Here is a 16034-nt window from a genome sequence, read left to right on the forward strand (position 1 = left end):
GGGGGAGGGTGGGCTGAGCGGCGCGCAGCTCGCGGTGGGCGCCAACCTGGCCCGGGGGCCGGTGACGGGCGCCCAGTTCTCCGTGGGCGCCAACGTGGCCGGCGCGGACCTGCTGGGCCTCCAGTCCACGGTGGGTGTCAACGTGGTGCGCGGGAACGCGGAAGGCGCGCAGCTCGCGGTGGGTGGCAACATTGCGCCGGGCGAGGTGAATGGCACGCAGGTGGCCGTGGCAGTCAACGTCGCCGGGAAGGGCCTGCTGGGCGCGCAGCTCGGCGTGGGCGCCAACGTGTCGGGCGGCCCGGTGCGCGGGCTCCAGGCTGCGGTGGGCGCCAACATCGCGACGGAGCGGGTTCACGGGCTCCAGGCCGCCGCGGGCCTCAACGTGGCGGGGCAGATGACGGGGCTCCAGATGTCCTCGGGTGTCAGCTACGTGCGGAGTCTCTCCGGCGCCCAGCTCTCCATCATCAACGTGGGCGGCGAGGTGGATGGCGCGCAGGTGGGCATCGTCAACATCGCCAACAACGTGGCGGGCGCGCAGGTGGGCATCCTCAACGTGGCCCGCGAGTTGGACGGCGAGGCGGTGGGCATCCTCAGCTTCGTCGGTGGCGGTCAGGCACATGTGCAGGTCTGGGCCAGTGACGTGGCGCTCACCAACGTGGGCGTGAAGCTGGGCGGCCGTCACATCTACTCACTGTTCACGGTGGGCTACAGCCCCTCCATCGACGAGGACCGCCGCCGTTATGTCATGGGCGCGGGCCTTGGCGGCCACATCCCCGCGGGCCGCTTCTTCTTCGACATCGACGCGGTGAGCAGCACCGTCCACACAAAGCGGCTCTTCGACGACTCGAAGCATGTCCTGGCGCAGCTCCGGTTGACGGCGGGCTGGCAGGTGGCGCGGCACTTCGCGGTGTTCGGTGGCGTCAGCGCCAACACGCTCGTCACCTGGGATGACAGCGACCCGTGGAAGGAGCTGGGCATCGGGCCGCAGTGGCGCCACGTCGCGGACGAGGGCCGCACCACCGTGCGCATGTGGCCGGGCCTGCTCGCGGGGGTGCAGATTTGAGGAGCCCCTCCCATCTTCCTCCCGGGTGCGCTGCGCTGGAGCGCGCGGCGCCAGGGGGTGGAGCATGGAAGGGAGCATGCGCGCGATGGTGCTGCGCGAGGTCGGGCAGCCCCTGCATGAGACGCGGCTGCCCATTCCTCGCCCAGGCCCGGAGGAGCTGTTGCTCCGCGTGCGCGCCTGCGCGGTCTGCCGCACCGACCTGCACGTCGTGGACGGTGAGCTGCCGAAGCCCAAGCTGCCGCTGGTCCCAGGCCATGAAATCGTGGCCACGGTGGAGGCGGCGGGCGAGCGGGCGACGGCCATTCCCGTGGGCACGCGAGTGGGCGTCCCCTGGCTCGGCTGGAGCTGCGGCCACTGCCGCTTCTGTCTGGCCGGCCAGGAGAACCTCTGCGAGCAGGCACGCTTCACGGGGTACCAGTTGGATGGTGGCTACGCGGAGTTCACGGTGGCCCACCAGCGCTTCTGCTTCCCCCTGCCGCCCGAGTACACCGACGTCCACGCCGCGCCATTGATGTGCGCGGGCCTCATCGGCTTTCGCAGTCTCCGCATGGTGGGGAGGGAGCGCCGCCTGCTGGGTTTCTACGGCTTCGGCGCCGCGGCGCACCTGCTCATCCAGGTCGCGCGCCACCAAGGCCGGCGTGTCTTCGCCTTCACCCGGCCGGGGGACGTGGAGGGGCAACGGTTCGCGCGGGAGCTGGGCGCGGAGTGGGCGGGGGATTCGGACACCGTGCCTCCGGAGCGGCTGGACGCGGCCATCCTCTTCGCTCCCGTGGGCGCGCTGGTGCCCGCCGCGCTCCGGGCGGTGGACAAGGCCGGCGTGGTGGTGTGCGGCGGCATCCACATGAGCGACATCCCCGCGTTTCCCTACGCGCTGCTGTGGGAGGAGCGGGTGGTGCGCTCGGTGGCGAACCTCACCCGGGCGGATGCGCTGGACTTCCTCGCGCTCGCGCCCAAGGTGCCGGTGCGCACCCTGGTGCAAACCTTCCCACTGTCCGCCGCCAACGATGCCCTCACCGCGCTGAGGCGAGGGCAGGTGCACGGCGCGGCGGTGCTGGAGGTGGCGGCCCTGGGTTGAGCGCGGAGCCGGGCGGGCCCACGTCCGCCTCTCAGGGGGCTGGGGCAATTCGCCCCGCAGAGACTGCGCGGTGTCCCATTTCGCCGCAAACGCAGCGTGTGGCTTGCGTGGCGTTTGATGGAATTTCGCGGACCTGGCGCGCTGGCCGCGCAAATGCATCCGGAAGGGAAGGCAACCCGATGCCCCCTTCCCGGGGGCACCACCACGCGAGGCGGACGATGAACCGAGCGCTGCAAATCACCTATCGGGGCATGGAGACGAGCGAGGCCCTGAGCGAGCACATCCGCGACCACGCCGGCAAGCTGGAGCAGTTCTACGACGGCATCGTGGGGTGCCACGTGGTGGTGGAGGAGCCGCACCGGCATAAGCAGCACGGCAGGCATTTCCATGTGCGTGTGGATGTGAGTGTGCCAGGAAGGAACATCGTCGCCAGCCGGGATCCGCAGGCGCGCACCGGGCACGAGGATGCCTACCAGGCGGTGACGGACGCATTCGACGCCGCCCGGCGCCAGCTCCAACACTACGCGGACGCGCTCAACACGCACCACGGGTGACGGTGTCGCTCGCGCGGCGCTTCATTCCCATTACAGACATCCAGCTGGGCGGTCGCGCGACGCACATTCCGAACATTTGCCATTCAAACCCATGACAGACCTGGGGGGCTGGGCGCTATCGTGTGGCTTGTCACGCCATGAAAGCCCAGCGCCTCCAGGTGCTGCGGGTCGACGCCGAGGCTCCCCACCTCGTCACCACCGCCGCCGTCCACTCGACAGCCTCACTTGCCAAGTCCGCCACGGTTCCGTGCGCGGGGCGCCCGCGTGGGTCGTGGGCGAACCCGGGGGGTGAGCGATGAGGCGCCCCGGGGGCAAGCGCGGGTGGTGGGTGGTGACCGGCGTCGTCTGGCTCGGTGGCATCGTGGCGGGTTCGCTCGCCATGGCTCGCTATTCCCTCACGCCCGGCGAGTCCCTGGCGGCACCCGCGCGCTGGCCCGGGGACTCCACCGTGCCACGCGTGGAGGGCCGTCCCACGCTGGTGATGCTGGCGCACCCGCTCTGTCCCTGCACGCGCGCGAGCATGGGAGAGCTCTCGTTGGTGATGGCGAAGGCGCAGGGGCGGCTCGACGCCTTCGTGCTCTTCCTCAAGCCCGAGGGCACCGGCAAGGATTGGGAGCAGGGCGAGCTGTGGCGCTCCGCGGCGGCGATTCCGGGCGTCACCGCCCTGCGCGACGAGGGCGGCGTCCAGGCGGAGCGCTTCGGCGCCGTCACCTCCGGTCAGGTGCTCTTCTATGACGCGGGTGGGGCGCTGCGCTTCAGCGGCGGCATCACCACGGCCCGGGGCCACGCGGGCGACAACGCCGGGCGCGCCGCGGTGGAGGCGCTGCTGGGTGACGCGCCGGCGGAAGCGCTGGCCGGGCACGCCGTCTACGGCTGTGAGCTGGAAGACCCCCGCGGGAGCGTGCCATGAGCCCAGCGCGCGACGAGCCGTCCAGCCCGCCCATGGCGCTCAAGGAGCGCGCCGCGCGGCTGTTCCGCGAGCACCTGTCCGCGGTGCGGGTCCGCACGGACCGGCTCTTCGCGGGGCTGATGCTGGGCCAGTGGGCGGTGGGCATCGTCATCGCGCTGTTCGGTCCGCGGGGCAGCGGCGCGCAGCTCCAGGCGGCCGTGCTGGTGGGGACGCTGCTCAGCGCCTTCCCCATGGTGATGGCCCGCTGGCGCCCGGGCTCCATGCCCACCCGTCACGTGGTGGCCGTATGCCAGGCGCTCTGGTCCTCGCTGCTCATCTACCTGACGGACGGCCGGGTGGAGACGCACTTCCACATCTTCGGCTCGCTGGCCTTCCTGGCGCTGTACCGCGACCCGTGGGTGCTGCTCACCGCGAGCATCACCACCGTCGTGGACCACGTGATGCGCGGCACCCTGTGGTCACACTCGCTCTACGGCGGGCTTCCGCCGGAGCTGTGGCGGTTCGTGGAGCACGCCTTCTGGGTGGCCTTCATCGACGTGGTGCTGGTGTATTCGTGCCGGGGCATGTTGCGCGAGCTGCGCGAGGTGGCCGTGCGCCGGGCGGAGCTGGAGCTGGCCCGCGAACGGGAGCACGCGAAGGCGCGCGAGCTGGACCGCGCCCTGCGCGAGCTCAGCGGCTTCCAGGAGCACCTCATCCGCGTGGAGAAGCTGGCCGCGGTGGGACAGCTGGCCGCCAGCGTGGGGCACGAGCTGCGAAACCCGCTGGCCGCCGTGCGCAACTCCCACGCCTATCTCTCCCGGAAGCTCACGAGGGACCCAGCAGGGGCCGCGGATGACCCACGGGTCCCCCAGTTCCTGGGGCTGATGGAGCGCGAGCTGAACGCCTGCGCGAAAATCATCTCCGACCTGCTCGACTTCGCTCGCGAGCGTCCGCCCGCGCTCCAGCCGTGTCCGCTGCGTCCGTTGGTGGACGAGGCCATTGGCGTGGTGCCGCAGCGGGATGGTGTGCGAATCGTCAATGACGTGCCGGAGTCGTTGCCGGTGCCACACCTGGACAAGGAGCAGTTCCGTCAGGTCCTGGTGAATCTGGTGCAGAACGCGGTGGAGGCGATGCCCGTGGGGCGCAATGGAGTGGTTTCAGTCGTAGCGGAAGGTGGAGACGCGAGTCCCTGGCGCATCCGGGTCATGGATGACGGCGCGGGGATTCCTCCGGAGGTGTTGCCCAAGATTTTCGAACCGCTCTTCACCACGAAGACGCGTGGCACCGGCTTGGGACTGGCCATTGTCGCCAACATGGTGCAACGTCATGGCGGCACAATCTCTGTGCGCAGCGAAGCGGAGCGGGGTAGTGAGTTCCTCATCGAGCTCCCCGCGGCAGCGGCGGCCCAGGCCGCATGATGGAGGACGTCGCAGTGGCCCCCGCGCGCATCCTGCTGGTCGACGACGAGGAGTCGCTTCGCATCACCTTGGCCGCGAACCTGGAGCTGGAGGGCCACACGGTCCTCGAGGCGGCCAATGGTGAGGAGGCCTTGCGCCTCCTGGAGAAGCAATCCGTGGACGTGGTGCTCACGGACATCCGCATGCCCGGCCTGCACGGCGTGGAGCTCTTGCGCCGCATCAAGCAGGAGCGCCCCGACATGCCGGTGGTGCTGATGACGGCCTTCACGGCGGAGGAGCTGGTGGATGACGCGCTCGCCGAGGGCGCCTTCACCGTGCTGCCCAAGCCCTTCGACGTGACGCACGCACTGGACACGGTGCTGCGCGCGGCGGCGGCGCCGCAGGTCCTGGTGGTGGACGACACCGAACAGGTGGCGCGCGGCATGGTGCGCGCCCTGAGCACGGTGGGGCTGCGCGCGCGCGCCGTGTACAGCGGCGAGGAGGCGTTGTCCTCGTTGCGTTCGGGGGAATACGACGTCTGCGTGCTGGACCTGGTGATGCCGGAGATGAGCGGACCGGAGCTGGTGTCCAAGGTGCGCGCGGCGAACCTGTCCGTCGCCATCATCGCGGTGTCCGGCCACGTGGTGCCGGAGATGCTCCGCAGGGTGGCGGCGCAGGGCGCGGTGGTGTGTATGACCAAGCCGGTACCGTTGCGTGAGCTGGTGCAGGCGATTGCAAGGGTGCGAGGCCGGCCTCAACAAGGGCTGCAAGGCGCGAGGATTTGACCCATGGCAGGCAGAGACCTCCAGGCGCGTGAGCGGGCGGCGGTGGCGGATGTGGTGGCCTCCACCCTGCGGCACGACCTGCGCAACAAGCTGGCCAGCATCCGCAACGCCTCGTTCTACTTGATGCGGCAGGTGAAGAAGACGGACCTCTGGAGCGCGGACCCGCGCGTGGAGACCTTCTTCCAGCTCATCGAAAAAGAGCTGACGTCCGCGGAGGACGTGCTCTCCAAGCGCGCGCCGCCGCCCACCGGTGGCACGCGTCCCCGGTGCAGCGCCCGCGATGGCGTGGAGCACGCGCTCGCCGAGGCCCAGGTGCCGCCGTCGGTGGAGGTGGTGCGAGACCTGAAGGAGCAGGGCGGCGTCCCGCTGGAGGTGGAGGACCTGGCGCTGCTGGTGCGCTGCCTCGTGGACAACGCGCTGGAGGCCATGCCGCGCGGCGGGACGCTCACGGTGCGCACGCGGGACGCGGAAAGCGGCGTGTGCCTGCGTGTGGAGGACACCGGAGAGGGCCTGGCGGCGGAGGCGTACTCGCGCGCCCTGGAGCCCTTCTTCACCACGCGGCCCCACCACGCCGGGCTGGGGCTGAGCATCGTCCACCGGACGGCCGTGCGGCATGGCTGGCAACTGGACCTGGGCGCTGGCCCCTCCGGGGGCACCTACGTGGAAATCCAATTCACGGGCCCGGAGGCGGGGGCCCATGACCGGAATGACGTGACTCGGGGGAGCAAGTGATGGAGACGAACTGGACGTTCGGGCGTTGCCTGCTGCTCGTGGAAGACGACCCTTCCAACCGGATGACGCTGTCCGCGCTTTTGGAGGATGCGGGCTTCGCGGTCGTCACCGCTGGCTCCTATTCGGAGGCCGCGGGATTATTGAACCGGCCTCGCGCGTATGACGCCGTGCTGTTGGACCAGAGCCTGGGTGACGGCTTTGGGACGGGGCTGATTCCGCTGGTGCGCCACCACATGCCGAAGACCAAGGTCGTCTTCGTCACCGGTCATGACGGGAAAATCGACATGCCGGTGGACGCCGTCTTCCGCAAGGGCGGCCACTTCGACGACCTGCTGGCCTTCCTTTTCAAGCTGTTGCCCCAGCGCCCGCTGGGTGCCTGAACGCGAGGTTCCAGAATGCTGCTCCCTTCCGTTTCCGAGCGCTCCGCTCTCACCCGACGGCGGGAGCAGCTGGCGAAAGCCCTTGGGGGAGCAGCCGCGCTGCTGGCGTCGAGCCGCCCCCGCCCGCGCAACTACGCCGCCGACCAGTTCCCGTTTCGGGCGTCGAGCCACTTCCTCTACCTCTTCGGGCTCGCGGCGCCGGACGGCGTGGGCCTGTATGACGGCCAGGGCTGGACGCTGTACCTGCCCGAGCCCGGTCCCGACGACGCGCTGTGGGACGGCGCGGTGCCCGGCTTCGCTGAAATCGCGGAGCGGACGGGCTGCACCGTGCGCTCGCGCGCCGAGCTGCCCGCGGCGCTGAAGGGCCGTGACGTGGCGACGCTGCCCACGCCGGACCTGGAGACGTGCCTGGACGTGGCCGCGCTGCTGGGCCGCGAGGTGCGTCCCGGTCACCTGGCGGCGGTGGATGTGCCGCTGGCGGACGCGATGATTGCGCTGCGGCTTCGCCACGACGACGCCGCGCAGGCGCAGCTGCGTCAGGCCGCGGAAGTCACGGTGCTGGCCCATCTGGCGGGCATGCGCGCCACGCGGCCGGGCATCCTGGAGGCCGCGGTGCGCGCCGCGATGGAGGCGGAGTTCGTCTCGCGCGACATGCGGCCGGCGTATCAGCCCATCGTCACCGTGCACGGCGAGGTGCTGCACAACCTGCGCTATGACCACACGCTGCGCGAGGGCGACCTGCTGCTGGCCGACGTGGGCGGTGAGAGCCCCGCCGGCTTCGCCTGTGACGTGACGCGCACGTGGCCAGTGACGGGCCGCTTCAGCACGACGCAGCGCGAGCTGTACGACGTCGTGCTGCGCATGCAGAAGGCCAGCATCGACGCAGTCCAGCCGGGGACGCGCTACCGCGACGTGCACCTGGCCGCGCACCGGGAGATGGCGCGAGGACTGGTGGCGCTGGGCATCCTCCGTGGGGACCCGGAGGAGTTGGTGGTGGACGGCGTCACCGCGCTCTTCTTCCCGCACGGCGTGGGCCACCTGCTGGGGCTGGACGTGCATGACATGGAGGACCTGGGGGACCGGGCGGGCTATGCGCCGGGCCGCACGCGCTCGCCGGAGTTCGGTCACCGCTCGCTGCGGCTGGACCGGGATTTGGAACCCGGCATGGCGGTGACGATTGAGCCCGGCATGTACCAGGTGCCCGCCATCCTGTCGGACGCGCGACTCATGGCGCGCGCGAAGGACAGGCTCCAGCGCGACGTGCTGGCGCGCTACGCGGACGTGCGCGGCATCCGCATCGAGGACGACGTGCTCGTCACTTCGGATGGCAACGAGGTGCTCACCGCCGCCATCCCCAAGGAGGCTTCGGACATCGAGGCCGTCATGACCAGCTCTGCCCGTCCAGCTCCGGGAAGGTGACCTGGCACTGGCCGGGATTCACGCCGTCCACGCGCGCGTAGCCATTCTTGTTGAGGGTGCCTTCGCGCGTGCTCCCATCCGGGAGCGTCACCAGGTAGCGCGCGTGGGGGATGGGGTTGCCCTCCTCGTCCTTCAGCTCGATGGCCAGCCACGTCTGTTCCTCGACGGGGGCTTCCTCGGACGTCAGCGGCGGTGGTTCCGGCCAGGGCGTGGGCAGCAGCACCGGCCGCGCGATGGGGAGCGCCACCAGCTCCCCATGCACGAAGGCCTCGGTGAGCCGCTGCTGAAGGCGCTGCTCGTACCGGCCGCGCTCCAGGCCGGACAGTCCCAGCGGGCGGCTGCCTCCGAGCGCTTCGTACATCGCATACAGCGTGTGCGCGGCGGAGGTGGCCAGCCAGCGCTTCAAGGCGGAGCTGACGAAGACGTCGGGTACCGGTGCCTGCGAGTGCTTCAGCCGCTCGAGGTCGACGGACGGTACGATGAGCCAGTCTTCCCCCTGGGCCGGCAGGCGCCACCGGCGCTCACCGTGCAAGAGCTGCATCATGACGGCCTCCCTGTCTCGGAGTGTATCAGGATGCGCGCTCCGCGTAGGAGGCGCTGCGATGTGGGGTGCGCGGCGCCTGACGCCGCGCATCGGGGTGTGGGTTGCGGAACGTCCTCGTGGGACGGAGGGGCAGGGTTACTGCTGCTGCGGTGCGCCTTCGGGCGCCTGCTGAGCCTCAGTGGGCGCGGCCGGGCTGCTGTGCGCGAACACCATGAGCCACTTCCCGTCGCGGCGCTGCCACACGTCGGTGAAGTACACGGCGTCGGTGACTTCGCTGCCGTCCGTCATGCGCAGCCGCGAGCGCTGGATGCCGGCGAGTACGCCCGTGTCACCGAAGACGTGTGACTTCATTCTTTCGGCTTCGATGGACGTGATGTCACCGGGGATTTCGGCGATGCCCACGATGAACGCGTCACGGTTCATCTCCGCGCCGTCCGCGCCGCGATAGATGAAGTCCTCGGTCGTGAGCGACTTGATGGCCTCCGGGTCCTTCGTCTGGATGGCGCGCATGACGCGGCCTTCGAGCTCGGTCAGCGTGCGGAGGTCGTCAGTGGAAGTCGTGCTCATGGCTGACTGACTCCGGGTGGAAACATGGCCGCACGCAGAGGCGGCCAGCGGGGTGGATGCAGGAGTGCTCGATACATGCGTTGTCGTGAGTACAGCGCGCATGCGCGCGTGCGGAATGAATTTCCAGAGCGCGAAGTTGCGGGGCCGCGTGCGCCATTCGCCGTGAGTTGACCCGGTGAAGCAGTGGACAGGCGCGGTGCCTCCAGGGGGCACAGCGTTCTAGGACGAACAGTGGGGGGTGGCGCGACGAGGACCGGTTCCTACGTTGCACGCCCAGTCGAAGTCAGGGCCGGTGAGTGCAGCGCGGGCGAGGGAGGGCGTGTGGACGAGCTTCTTTCCGGAGCTGAAGGGCAGTTCCGTACTCAGGGCAAAGGCACTCCAGGTGCGTTGGAGCCGCGCGGCACGGTGAGCGTGAGCGAGGCGCTCGAGGGAGACCTCGACGCGTATCTCGACCGTGAGCTTCTCGAGGCGTGTGAAGACGACGCGGCCGTGGAAGACCCTGCACCCGTGACGGATGTTTCCGCGAGCATGCGTGCGTTGCTCGCACTCGCGGAGGAGGAGACGGAGTGGCTGGAACGCCTGCCGTCGTCCACCTCGCACATGCTGGACGTGTTGCCCGAGCCCACGGTGGAGATTCCCGAGTGGATGCGCACTTCGCCTGGAGCGAAGACGGTGACGTCCCTGGGCGCCTTGTTGCCGCCGCGTGCGGAGAATGTGCTGGCGCGTGCGCCGGATGCGCCCATGTGGGGCGATGCGCCGCCGCATGCGCACCTGGAATCCGCGCGGTGGCGCGGTGCGAGCGTGAGCGAGACAGGCCGTGTCCTGGGACTTCGCCCCGGGGAGTTGATGGGCGCGGCCGCCGTGGGCGCGCTGGCGGCGGGCCTGATGCTGGTCGCGGGACTCTACGTGCGTGGCGACTTCACGGGGACGCAGGTGAGCGTCGACGATGCCATCCGGCGCACGGCGAACGGCGCTGTCCTTGGCGCGAGCGGTGACGCCCGGGCGGGCCTGTCCTCGGCTGGCGCTGGCGCCGCGATGTCCGGGCACGCCATTGGAGCGAGCACGCCCACACAGGCCGCCGTGAGCGGTTCATCGCCGGACGCGGCGCTCGCTGCCGCGTCGTCCGTGGCTGTCTCCAGCACGCAGCCGGGCATGGGTTCGACGCTTCTTCAGGACGCGGCGAACGGACTGCGCGCCTCCGTGCCTGCCTCGGAGCCGGCGCGAAACCCGGGCACGCCCGTGGCGGAGTCGCTCGCGGTGGTGAGCCCCGCGCCCATCAAGCGCAAGGCCCCCGCGAAGCCAGACGAGGCGGCGGCCCTGCCGCCCGCGCCCGTCGAGCTCGACTTCGGAGACACGGGGGCGGAAGGCGCCGCGTCTCAAGACGCCATCGCGACTTCACCGGGTGATGTCGCTGCGGAGGCCGTGGAGGAGGACACGTCGGAGAAGGGGCCGTACGCGGACCTCGATGAGACCTTCGCGCGCGAGCTGGGCTTCACGGAAGACGCGGACGCGGAGCTCTCGAAGGCGGAGGAGCCCCCGCGCACCGTCTACGTGCCGCCGGCGGTGGACGTGAAGGAGCACCTCACGCCGGAGGACGTGAAGCAGGTGGTGCTGACGAACCAGCCCGCCATCACCGCGTGCCTGCGCTCACACGCGCAGGGCACGCCGATGGAGGCCGGTGGCCGCTTCATGGTGCAGTGGTCGGTGCTCCCCAGCGGTGAGACGCTCAACGTGTCCATGGACACCGCCGCGCTGCGCGCCACGCCGCTGTCGCGCTGCATCGAGGACGTGGTGCGCCGCTGGAAGTTCCCGGTGCATCAGGTGCGGATGCAGGAGCCCATCCGCTTCCCCTTCATCTTCTGAGGCGCGCGCGGACCACTGGCTTCTATGCTTCCATTTGGAATGCCAGCACCCGAGCCGCCGGAGCCCACGGAGTTGCACGTCTGCCACCGCTGCCTCGTGCGGTTGGAGGCCAGCGCCGGTGGCGTGGACCTGCCACGCCGGCTGCGGGAGGCCCTGGCGGGACGGGGCCTCGCCGAGCGGACGCGGGTGATGGCGTCAGGCTGCCTGGGGGAGTGTCCCCGGGGCCTCGTGAGCGTGCTGGTGGTCCCGGACAGTGGCTCCGGGGCACACGTTCAGCTCATCGACCCGGCGAAGGACGGAGCGGACCTGGCCGAGCACGTCGCCCGGTTGCCGGGTGTGCAAGACGGGCCCCCGCGAGCTGGGCGGCCTTGAGCAGCGCTTCCACCATGGGCACGCAGCTCGCCTCACCCTTGCCGGCGATGGCGTAGGCCGTGCCGTGGTCGGGAGACGTGCGCGGCACGGGCAGGCCCAGCGTCACGTTCACCGTGCGCTCGAAGTCCAGCGCCTTGGCCGGGATGAGCCCCTGGTCGTGGTACATGGCCAGCACCGCGTCGTAGCGCGCGCCCACCGCGTCGGGCTTCGCGAAGAGCCCGTCCGCGGGGATGGGCCCGTGCGCGTCCACCCGGGCCGCGCGGGCCTTGCGGATGGCGGGGCCAATCACCTCCACCTCTTCGCGTCCCAGGAGCCCACCTTCGCCCGCGTGTGGGTTGAGCCCCAGCACGGCGATGCGCGGCTTGTGGCCCACCACCGGCTCCAGGCTGCGCGACAGCAGCTTGAGCTGCGCGGTCAGTCCGTCCACGGTGAGCAGGCGCGGCAGGTCCGCCAGGGGAACGTGGTTGGTGGCGAGCGCCACGCGTACGCGAGGCCCATCCATCAACATCATCACGTCCACGCCGAAGGCCTCCGCCAGCACTTCGGTGTGACCCATGAAGGGGATGCCCGCGCGGGAAATCTGCTCCTTCGAAACAGGTGCGGTGCACAGCGCGTCCACGTGTCCGGCCCGCATCGCGTCGATGGCCGCCGTCACGAAGGCGTACTGCGCGCGGCCGCCCTCGCGCGAGGGCTTTCCGGGCACGCGGTCCTTCTCCGCGAGCCGCGTCACCTCCACCACGGTGGGGCCTTCCACGCGACCCAGGGCCGAGGGCTCCACGCGGGCATAGCGGCGGAAGGCGGGGAAGCGCGCCAGCGTGGGCCCGTCCCCGAAGATGACGGGGACGAGCACCTTGCGCACGGAGGGCTTCGTCAGGGCCGCGGCCGTCACCTCCGGCCCGATGCCCGACACGTCCCCCAGGGAGATTCCGACGAGCGGAAGGCCCACGGCGGCTACATCTTCACGTCGACGTTGGCCTTCTGCCGCAGTTCCTGCACGTACTGGTCGAGGAACTTCTCCGTCTTCTCCTGGAGCAGCTTGCCCTCCAGCTTGGAGCGCATCTCCTCGTAGGACGCGGCGGCCACCGTGCGGCGCTCCTCCACCTTCAGCACGTGCCAGCCGAAGTTGGTGCGCACCGGCTCACTGACGCCGCCCTCGGGGAGGCCGAACGCGGCCTTCTCGAAGGCTGGAACCATGACGCCCCGCTTGAACCAGCCCAGGTCACCGCCGTCCGCGGCGCTGGGGCCTTCGCTGCGGGCGCGGGCCAGCGAGGCGAAGTCCATGCCCGGCCGGCGCGCTTCCGTGGCGATGGCCTCCGCCCGCTTCTTGGCGGCCTCCACCTGCTCCGCCGTGGCCTTGGCGTCCACCTGCACCAGGATGTGGCGCGCGTGGACCTCCGAGTCACCGCTCTCCATGCGAGTGTACTGCGTGTACGCGGCCTTGAGGTCCTCCTCGGTGATCTTCACCTGGGGGCCCACCTTCATGCGCAGCAGGCGGTCACGCAGGATGCGCTTGCGCATCATGTCCCGGTAGGTGGCCATGGTGAGGCCTTCGCCCAGCAGGAGCTGCTCGAACTGCGCGGGGTCGGTGATGTTGTTCTGCTGGCGCACGTCCGCCACCAGCTCATCCACCTCCGCCTCGGTGGCGGTGATGCCCAGCTGCGCGATTTCGGACTCCATCAGCTTCTCGCCGATGAGGGTGTCCAGGGCCGTCTTCATCAACTGCAGCCGCTGCTCGCCGCGCTTGCGTGGGTCCGGGTCGTTGACGCGGGCCATCTCCGGCGCCGCGCGCTGCTGCACCTCGGACAGCGCGATGATGTCGCGGTTCACCACCGCGGCCACCTTGTCCACCAGCTCCGCGTGCGCCGCCCCGCTGCTCCCCAGGAGCGCCACCGCCGCGATTGCCGCCACCAGCTTCTTCATTCCCGCCATCCTTCCGTACCACCCCGGGCGCGTCCAACCGCCGCCCCGGTCTTCGATTTCGTCGTCACTCCGCCGTCGCCTGCTGAGGCGCCGGACGCCCGCGGATGGCCTGCAACGTGGCCTCGTTCACCTGGACCTGCGCCTTCTGCCGCAGCTCCTGTTCGAACGTCTCCTGCGCCTGCGACCGCTTCTGCTCCAGCAGCTTGGCCTCCACCAGCGAACGGACTTCCACGAACTCCCGCTTGCGCGCCGGCTTGCGCTCCAGCACGCGGAACAGGTGGAAGCCGTACTCGGTGGACACCACGTCCGAAACCTGCCCCACCCCCAGCTTGAATACCACCTCGTCGAAGGCGGGCGGCATCTGCCCCCGGGGGAAGAACCCCAGGTCGCCCCCCACCTTGGCGTCCGCGCTGAGCGAATACCTGCGCGCCAGGTCCGCGAACTTCTTGCCGGACTTGAGCTGGGTTTGCAGGCGCCGTGCCTCGTCCAGGCCCTTCACCACGATTTGCGCGGCGTGGACCTGCTCAGGCTCGTGGAAGTCCTTCTCGTGCGCGCCGTACCAGGCCCGCAGTTCTTCTTCCGTCACCGCCACGCGCGAATAGACGTGGCTGGCGAACAGCTTCTCGATGGTCAGCCGGCTTGCTTCCCGCGAGCGCAGCTCCGCCATGGAGAGCTGCCCCTGGGCCAGGACCTCGTTGAAGTTGCCCGCCGGATAGTCCCCGGACAGCCGCAGCACCCCCCGGTCCACCTCTTCCGGGGTGACGGTGATGTTGTGCTTGCGAGCCTCCTGCAGCAGCAGCATCCGGTGGATGTACGTGTCGAGGAGCGCGCGCTTGAAGGGCTCCACGTCCTCCAAGGTGCGCTGGGACATGTCCGTCAGCGCCAGCTCGCGCCACAGCTCCTGTTCGAAGTCCGCCCGGCTGAGCACCTCGCCGTTGACGCTGGCGACCACCAGGGCCTCCGGCGTCTCCATCACGGGTTTGGTGCAGGCGGGCATGCCCACCCCCGCGGCCAGGGCGATGGCGAGTGGGACCAGGAAGGCGCGGGTGGGAGAAAAGCGCATGCGCGGGGCCTCGTGAGGGGGAGGGCTCCAGATTGGCAAGCCGTCAGTCATGGCGCGAGGCCCGTTCCGGTAGCACGCCGGGCAGGGCCGGACAACCTCACCGGGCCTACGGCTGCGTCGCGTGTGCGGAGAGGAACGCCTCCACCAGGGGGAAGATTTCGTCAGGGGCCCGGCGGCCCAGGACCAGGTCCGCGTGCCCGTAGTCCGCCCCGAAGCCGTGGGCCTTGCCGGCGACCAGGACCTTCACCGGCCCGCCCAGGTACTCCTTGGCGCGCGCCACCGCCATGGGTGGGGCCAGCAGGTCCTTGCTGCCCGCCAGCAGCAGGAAGGGGATGGTCACCCGGGACAGGGACTCGCAGTAGTCGAACTCGCCGTTGTAGGACGTGAAGCGGTTGGTGGTGATCCACCGTGCGAACTGGCGCCCCACGCCGCCGGCGATGTCCGCGGGCACGTTGGCCAGCGCGCGCCGCACCACCTCCGTCTCCATGTTCTCCGCCAGCATCATGTACCGGCTCATGGGCCCGGGCGGCGCGCCGAACAGGGCGATGCTGGTGACGCGGCTGGTGGGGATGACCCGCAGCTTCAGCACCGGCTCCACCTTCTGGATGAAGGTGCGCAGGCCCGGCTGCACCGCGAAGGTGAAGGGACTGCCCAGGGCGACGGCCGCCCGTACGGGCGCCTGCGGCGTCTTCGCCAGGTGGGCATAGAGCATCAGCCCGCCCTTGGAATGACCAACCCAGAGCACTTCCTTCGCACCTGTGGACAGGACGGTACGCACCGCCGTGCGCACGTCATGCTCGGCCTGGTCATCGAAGTTGAAATCCGGGCAGTCGCCCGCCAGCCCCCGGCCCCGCAGCTCCAGCACCCACGTTTCAAAGCCGGACCGGGCCAGGTAGCGGGCCAGGCTGTACTGCTCGTCGAAGTCCATGTGGAAGCGGTTGGCCCCCAACCCGTGGCAGAGGATGACGGGCTGGGCGAAGCGCTTCTCGCCTCGGGCGTGGTAGCGGCCCAGGGCAATGGAGGCCCCGTCGTCCGTGGGCACCCGGTACAGCTCGTCCGGGCGGAAGGTGAGCGTCAGCAGCCCCTCCTTCCCGCGCACCATCGTTCGCGAAAAGAGGTCCGCCATCCGACCCAACCGTGCCACCTGTCGACGAGTCACGTCGCCAGTCTAAGCCGGACCGCGGGGCCATGCCGTGTTCATTGGTGAGCAAGCACCCGCCCGGCAGGACTGTTGCAGGGAGATGTAGGCAACGACTCGAAGGAGGTGGCAATGCGGCGGAAACAGGCTTGGAAGGAAATGTGGTCCTCCCTTTTCGCCACCGTTTTTCCCACGGATACCCTTCTGGCGGCCCTTCGGAAGATGGAGCGGCACCAGGTGCGGTTGTTGGGCGTGGTGGGGGAAGGGGGAGGG

At 70.1% G+C, this 16034-nt stretch carries 15 protein-coding genes and 1 pseudogene; 10 read left to right on the plus strand and 6 right to left on the minus strand.

Features of this window, described 5'->3' with window-relative positions; all coding sequences use genetic code 11:
* The 9 genes and pseudogenes from FL344_RS35855 to FL344_RS35895 all read left to right on the plus strand — a co-directional run.
* Positions 1 to 1063, plus strand: a pseudogene (locus FL344_RS35855) (hypothetical protein); the annotation flags it as partial.
* A gap of 64 nt (positions 1064 to 1127) precedes the next feature.
* Positions 1128 to 2138: a zinc-dependent alcohol dehydrogenase family protein gene (locus FL344_RS35860; RefSeq protein WP_141594640.1), complete on the plus strand. Its 1011-nt coding sequence runs from the start codon at positions 1128 to 1130 to the stop codon at positions 2136 to 2138.
* A 218-nt stretch (positions 2139 to 2356) separates the two neighbouring features.
* The gene (locus FL344_RS35865) at positions 2357 to 2692 is read left to right on the plus strand and encodes an HPF/RaiA family ribosome-associated protein (RefSeq protein ID WP_140786867.1); all 336 of its coding nucleotides are present in this window, start codon (positions 2357 to 2359) and stop codon (positions 2690 to 2692) included.
* A gap of 295 nt (positions 2693 to 2987) precedes the next feature.
* Entirely contained in the window at positions 2988 to 3602 is a 615-nt protein-coding gene (locus FL344_RS35870) for a RedB protein (protein ID WP_141594638.1), read from the plus strand.
* Positions 3599 to 4999, plus strand: a complete 1401-nt coding sequence (locus FL344_RS35875) for a sensor histidine kinase (RefSeq protein WP_141621685.1) — start codon at positions 3599 to 3601, stop codon at positions 4997 to 4999. The genes FL344_RS35870 and FL344_RS35875 overlap by 4 nt, the downstream gene beginning before the upstream one ends.
* Positions 4996 to 5763: a response regulator gene (locus FL344_RS35880; protein ID WP_140786870.1), complete on the plus strand. Its 768-nt coding sequence runs from the start codon at positions 4996 to 4998 to the stop codon at positions 5761 to 5763. The genes FL344_RS35875 and FL344_RS35880 overlap by 4 nt, the downstream gene beginning before the upstream one ends.
* 3 nt (positions 5764 to 5766) lie before the next feature.
* The gene (locus FL344_RS35885) at positions 5767 to 6495 is read left to right on the plus strand and encodes a HAMP domain-containing sensor histidine kinase (protein ID WP_090486560.1); all 729 of its coding nucleotides are present in this window, start codon (positions 5767 to 5769) and stop codon (positions 6493 to 6495) included.
* Positions 6495 to 6875, plus strand: a complete 381-nt coding sequence (locus FL344_RS35890; RefSeq protein ID WP_013936365.1) for a response regulator — start codon at positions 6495 to 6497, stop codon at positions 6873 to 6875. The genes FL344_RS35885 and FL344_RS35890 overlap by 1 nt, the downstream gene beginning before the upstream one ends.
* Before the next feature lie 15 nt (positions 6876 to 6890).
* A complete protein-coding gene (locus FL344_RS35895; RefSeq protein ID WP_141594489.1) occupies positions 6891 to 8294 on the plus strand; it encodes an aminopeptidase P family protein in 1404 nt (467 codons plus the stop codon).
* Here FL344_RS35895 and FL344_RS35900 read toward each other — a convergent pair.
* Together FL344_RS35900 and FL344_RS35905 are read right to left on the minus strand one after the other, a co-directional pair.
* On the minus strand, positions 8257 to 8838 hold the full coding sequence (locus FL344_RS35900) for a carboxypeptidase-like regulatory domain-containing protein (protein ID WP_228558625.1): 582 nt from the start codon (positions 8836 to 8838) through the stop codon (positions 8257 to 8259). The genes FL344_RS35895 and FL344_RS35900 overlap by 38 nt on opposite strands.
* A gap of 135 nt (positions 8839 to 8973) precedes the next feature.
* Positions 8974 to 9405 (minus strand): nuclear transport factor 2 family protein, encoded by a 432-nt coding sequence (locus FL344_RS35905; protein WP_141621687.1) that lies wholly within the window; start codon positions 9403 to 9405, stop codon positions 8974 to 8976.
* A 321-nt stretch (positions 9406 to 9726) separates the two neighbouring features.
* Between FL344_RS35905 and FL344_RS35910 the strand changes: the two genes are divergently transcribed.
* Entirely contained in the window at positions 9727 to 11268 is a 1542-nt protein-coding gene (locus tag FL344_RS35910; protein WP_141621688.1) for an AgmX/PglI C-terminal domain-containing protein, read from the plus strand.
* A 277-nt stretch (positions 11269 to 11545) separates the two neighbouring features.
* Here the strand turns inward: FL344_RS35910 and pdxA are convergent, their stop codons facing one another.
* From pdxA to FL344_RS35930, 4 genes are all read right to left on the minus strand, one after another.
* Positions 11546 to 12586 (minus strand): 4-hydroxythreonine-4-phosphate dehydrogenase PdxA, encoded by a 1041-nt coding sequence (gene pdxA / locus FL344_RS35915; RefSeq protein WP_141621690.1) that lies wholly within the window; start codon positions 12584 to 12586, stop codon positions 11546 to 11548.
* 5 nt (positions 12587 to 12591) lie between these two features.
* Positions 12592 to 13560: a peptidylprolyl isomerase gene (locus FL344_RS35920; RefSeq protein ID WP_194863378.1), complete on the minus strand. Its 969-nt coding sequence runs from the start codon at positions 13558 to 13560 to the stop codon at positions 12592 to 12594.
* Between the two features lie 64 nt (positions 13561 to 13624).
* A complete protein-coding gene (locus tag FL344_RS35925) occupies positions 13625 to 14623 on the minus strand; it encodes a peptidyl-prolyl cis-trans isomerase (RefSeq protein WP_194863379.1) in 999 nt (332 codons plus the stop codon).
* A 106-nt stretch (positions 14624 to 14729) separates the two neighbouring features.
* Entirely contained in the window at positions 14730 to 15749 is a 1020-nt protein-coding gene (locus FL344_RS35930) for an alpha/beta fold hydrolase (RefSeq protein ID WP_141621693.1), read from the minus strand.
* Positions 15750 to 16034 lie beyond the last annotated feature (285 nt).

This window comes from Myxococcus sp. AB036A (assembly GCF_006547355.1).
In the GTDB taxonomy this organism is placed as follows: domain Bacteria; phylum Myxococcota; class Myxococcia; order Myxococcales; family Myxococcaceae; genus Myxococcus; species Myxococcus virescens.

Excerpts from the sequence above, each read along its gene's own strand:
- FL344_RS35860 (WP_141594640.1), top strand. The coding sequence starts at position 1,128 with ATGGAAGGGAGCATGCGCGCGATGGTGCTGCGCGAGGTCGGGCAGCCC.
- FL344_RS35865 (WP_140786867.1), top strand. The coding sequence starts at position 2,357 with ATGAACCGAGCGCTGCAAATCACCTATCGGGGCATGGAGACGAGCGAG.
- FL344_RS35870 (WP_141594638.1), top strand. The coding sequence starts at position 2,988 with ATGAGGCGCCCCGGGGGCAAGCGCGGGTGGTGGGTGGTGACCGGCGTC.
- FL344_RS35875 (WP_141621685.1), top strand. The coding sequence starts at position 3,599 with ATGAGCCCAGCGCGCGACGAGCCGTCCAGCCCGCCCATGGCGCTCAAG.
- FL344_RS35880 (WP_140786870.1), top strand. The coding sequence starts at position 4,996 with ATGATGGAGGACGTCGCAGTGGCCCCCGCGCGCATCCTGCTGGTCGAC.
- FL344_RS35885 (WP_090486560.1), top strand. The coding sequence starts at position 5,767 with ATGGCAGGCAGAGACCTCCAGGCGCGTGAGCGGGCGGCGGTGGCGGAT.
- FL344_RS35890 (WP_013936365.1), top strand. The coding sequence starts at position 6,495 with ATGGAGACGAACTGGACGTTCGGGCGTTGCCTGCTGCTCGTGGAAGAC.
- FL344_RS35895 (WP_141594489.1), top strand. The coding sequence starts at position 6,891 with ATGCTGCTCCCTTCCGTTTCCGAGCGCTCCGCTCTCACCCGACGGCGG.
- FL344_RS35900 (WP_228558625.1), bottom strand. The coding sequence starts at position 8,838 with ATGATGCAGCTCTTGCACGGTGAGCGCCGGTGGCGCCTGCCGGCCCAG.
- FL344_RS35905 (WP_141621687.1), bottom strand. The coding sequence starts at position 9,405 with ATGAGCACGACTTCCACTGACGACCTCCGCACGCTGACCGAGCTCGAA.
- FL344_RS35920 (WP_194863378.1), bottom strand. The coding sequence starts at position 13,560 with ATGAAGAAGCTGGTGGCGGCAATCGCGGCGGTGGCGCTCCTGGGGAGC.
- FL344_RS35925 (WP_194863379.1), bottom strand. The coding sequence starts at position 14,623 with ATGCGCTTTTCTCCCACCCGCGCCTTCCTGGTCCCACTCGCCATCGCC.
- FL344_RS35930 (WP_141621693.1), bottom strand. The coding sequence starts at position 15,749 with ATGGCGGACCTCTTTTCGCGAACGATGGTGCGCGGGAAGGAGGGGCTG.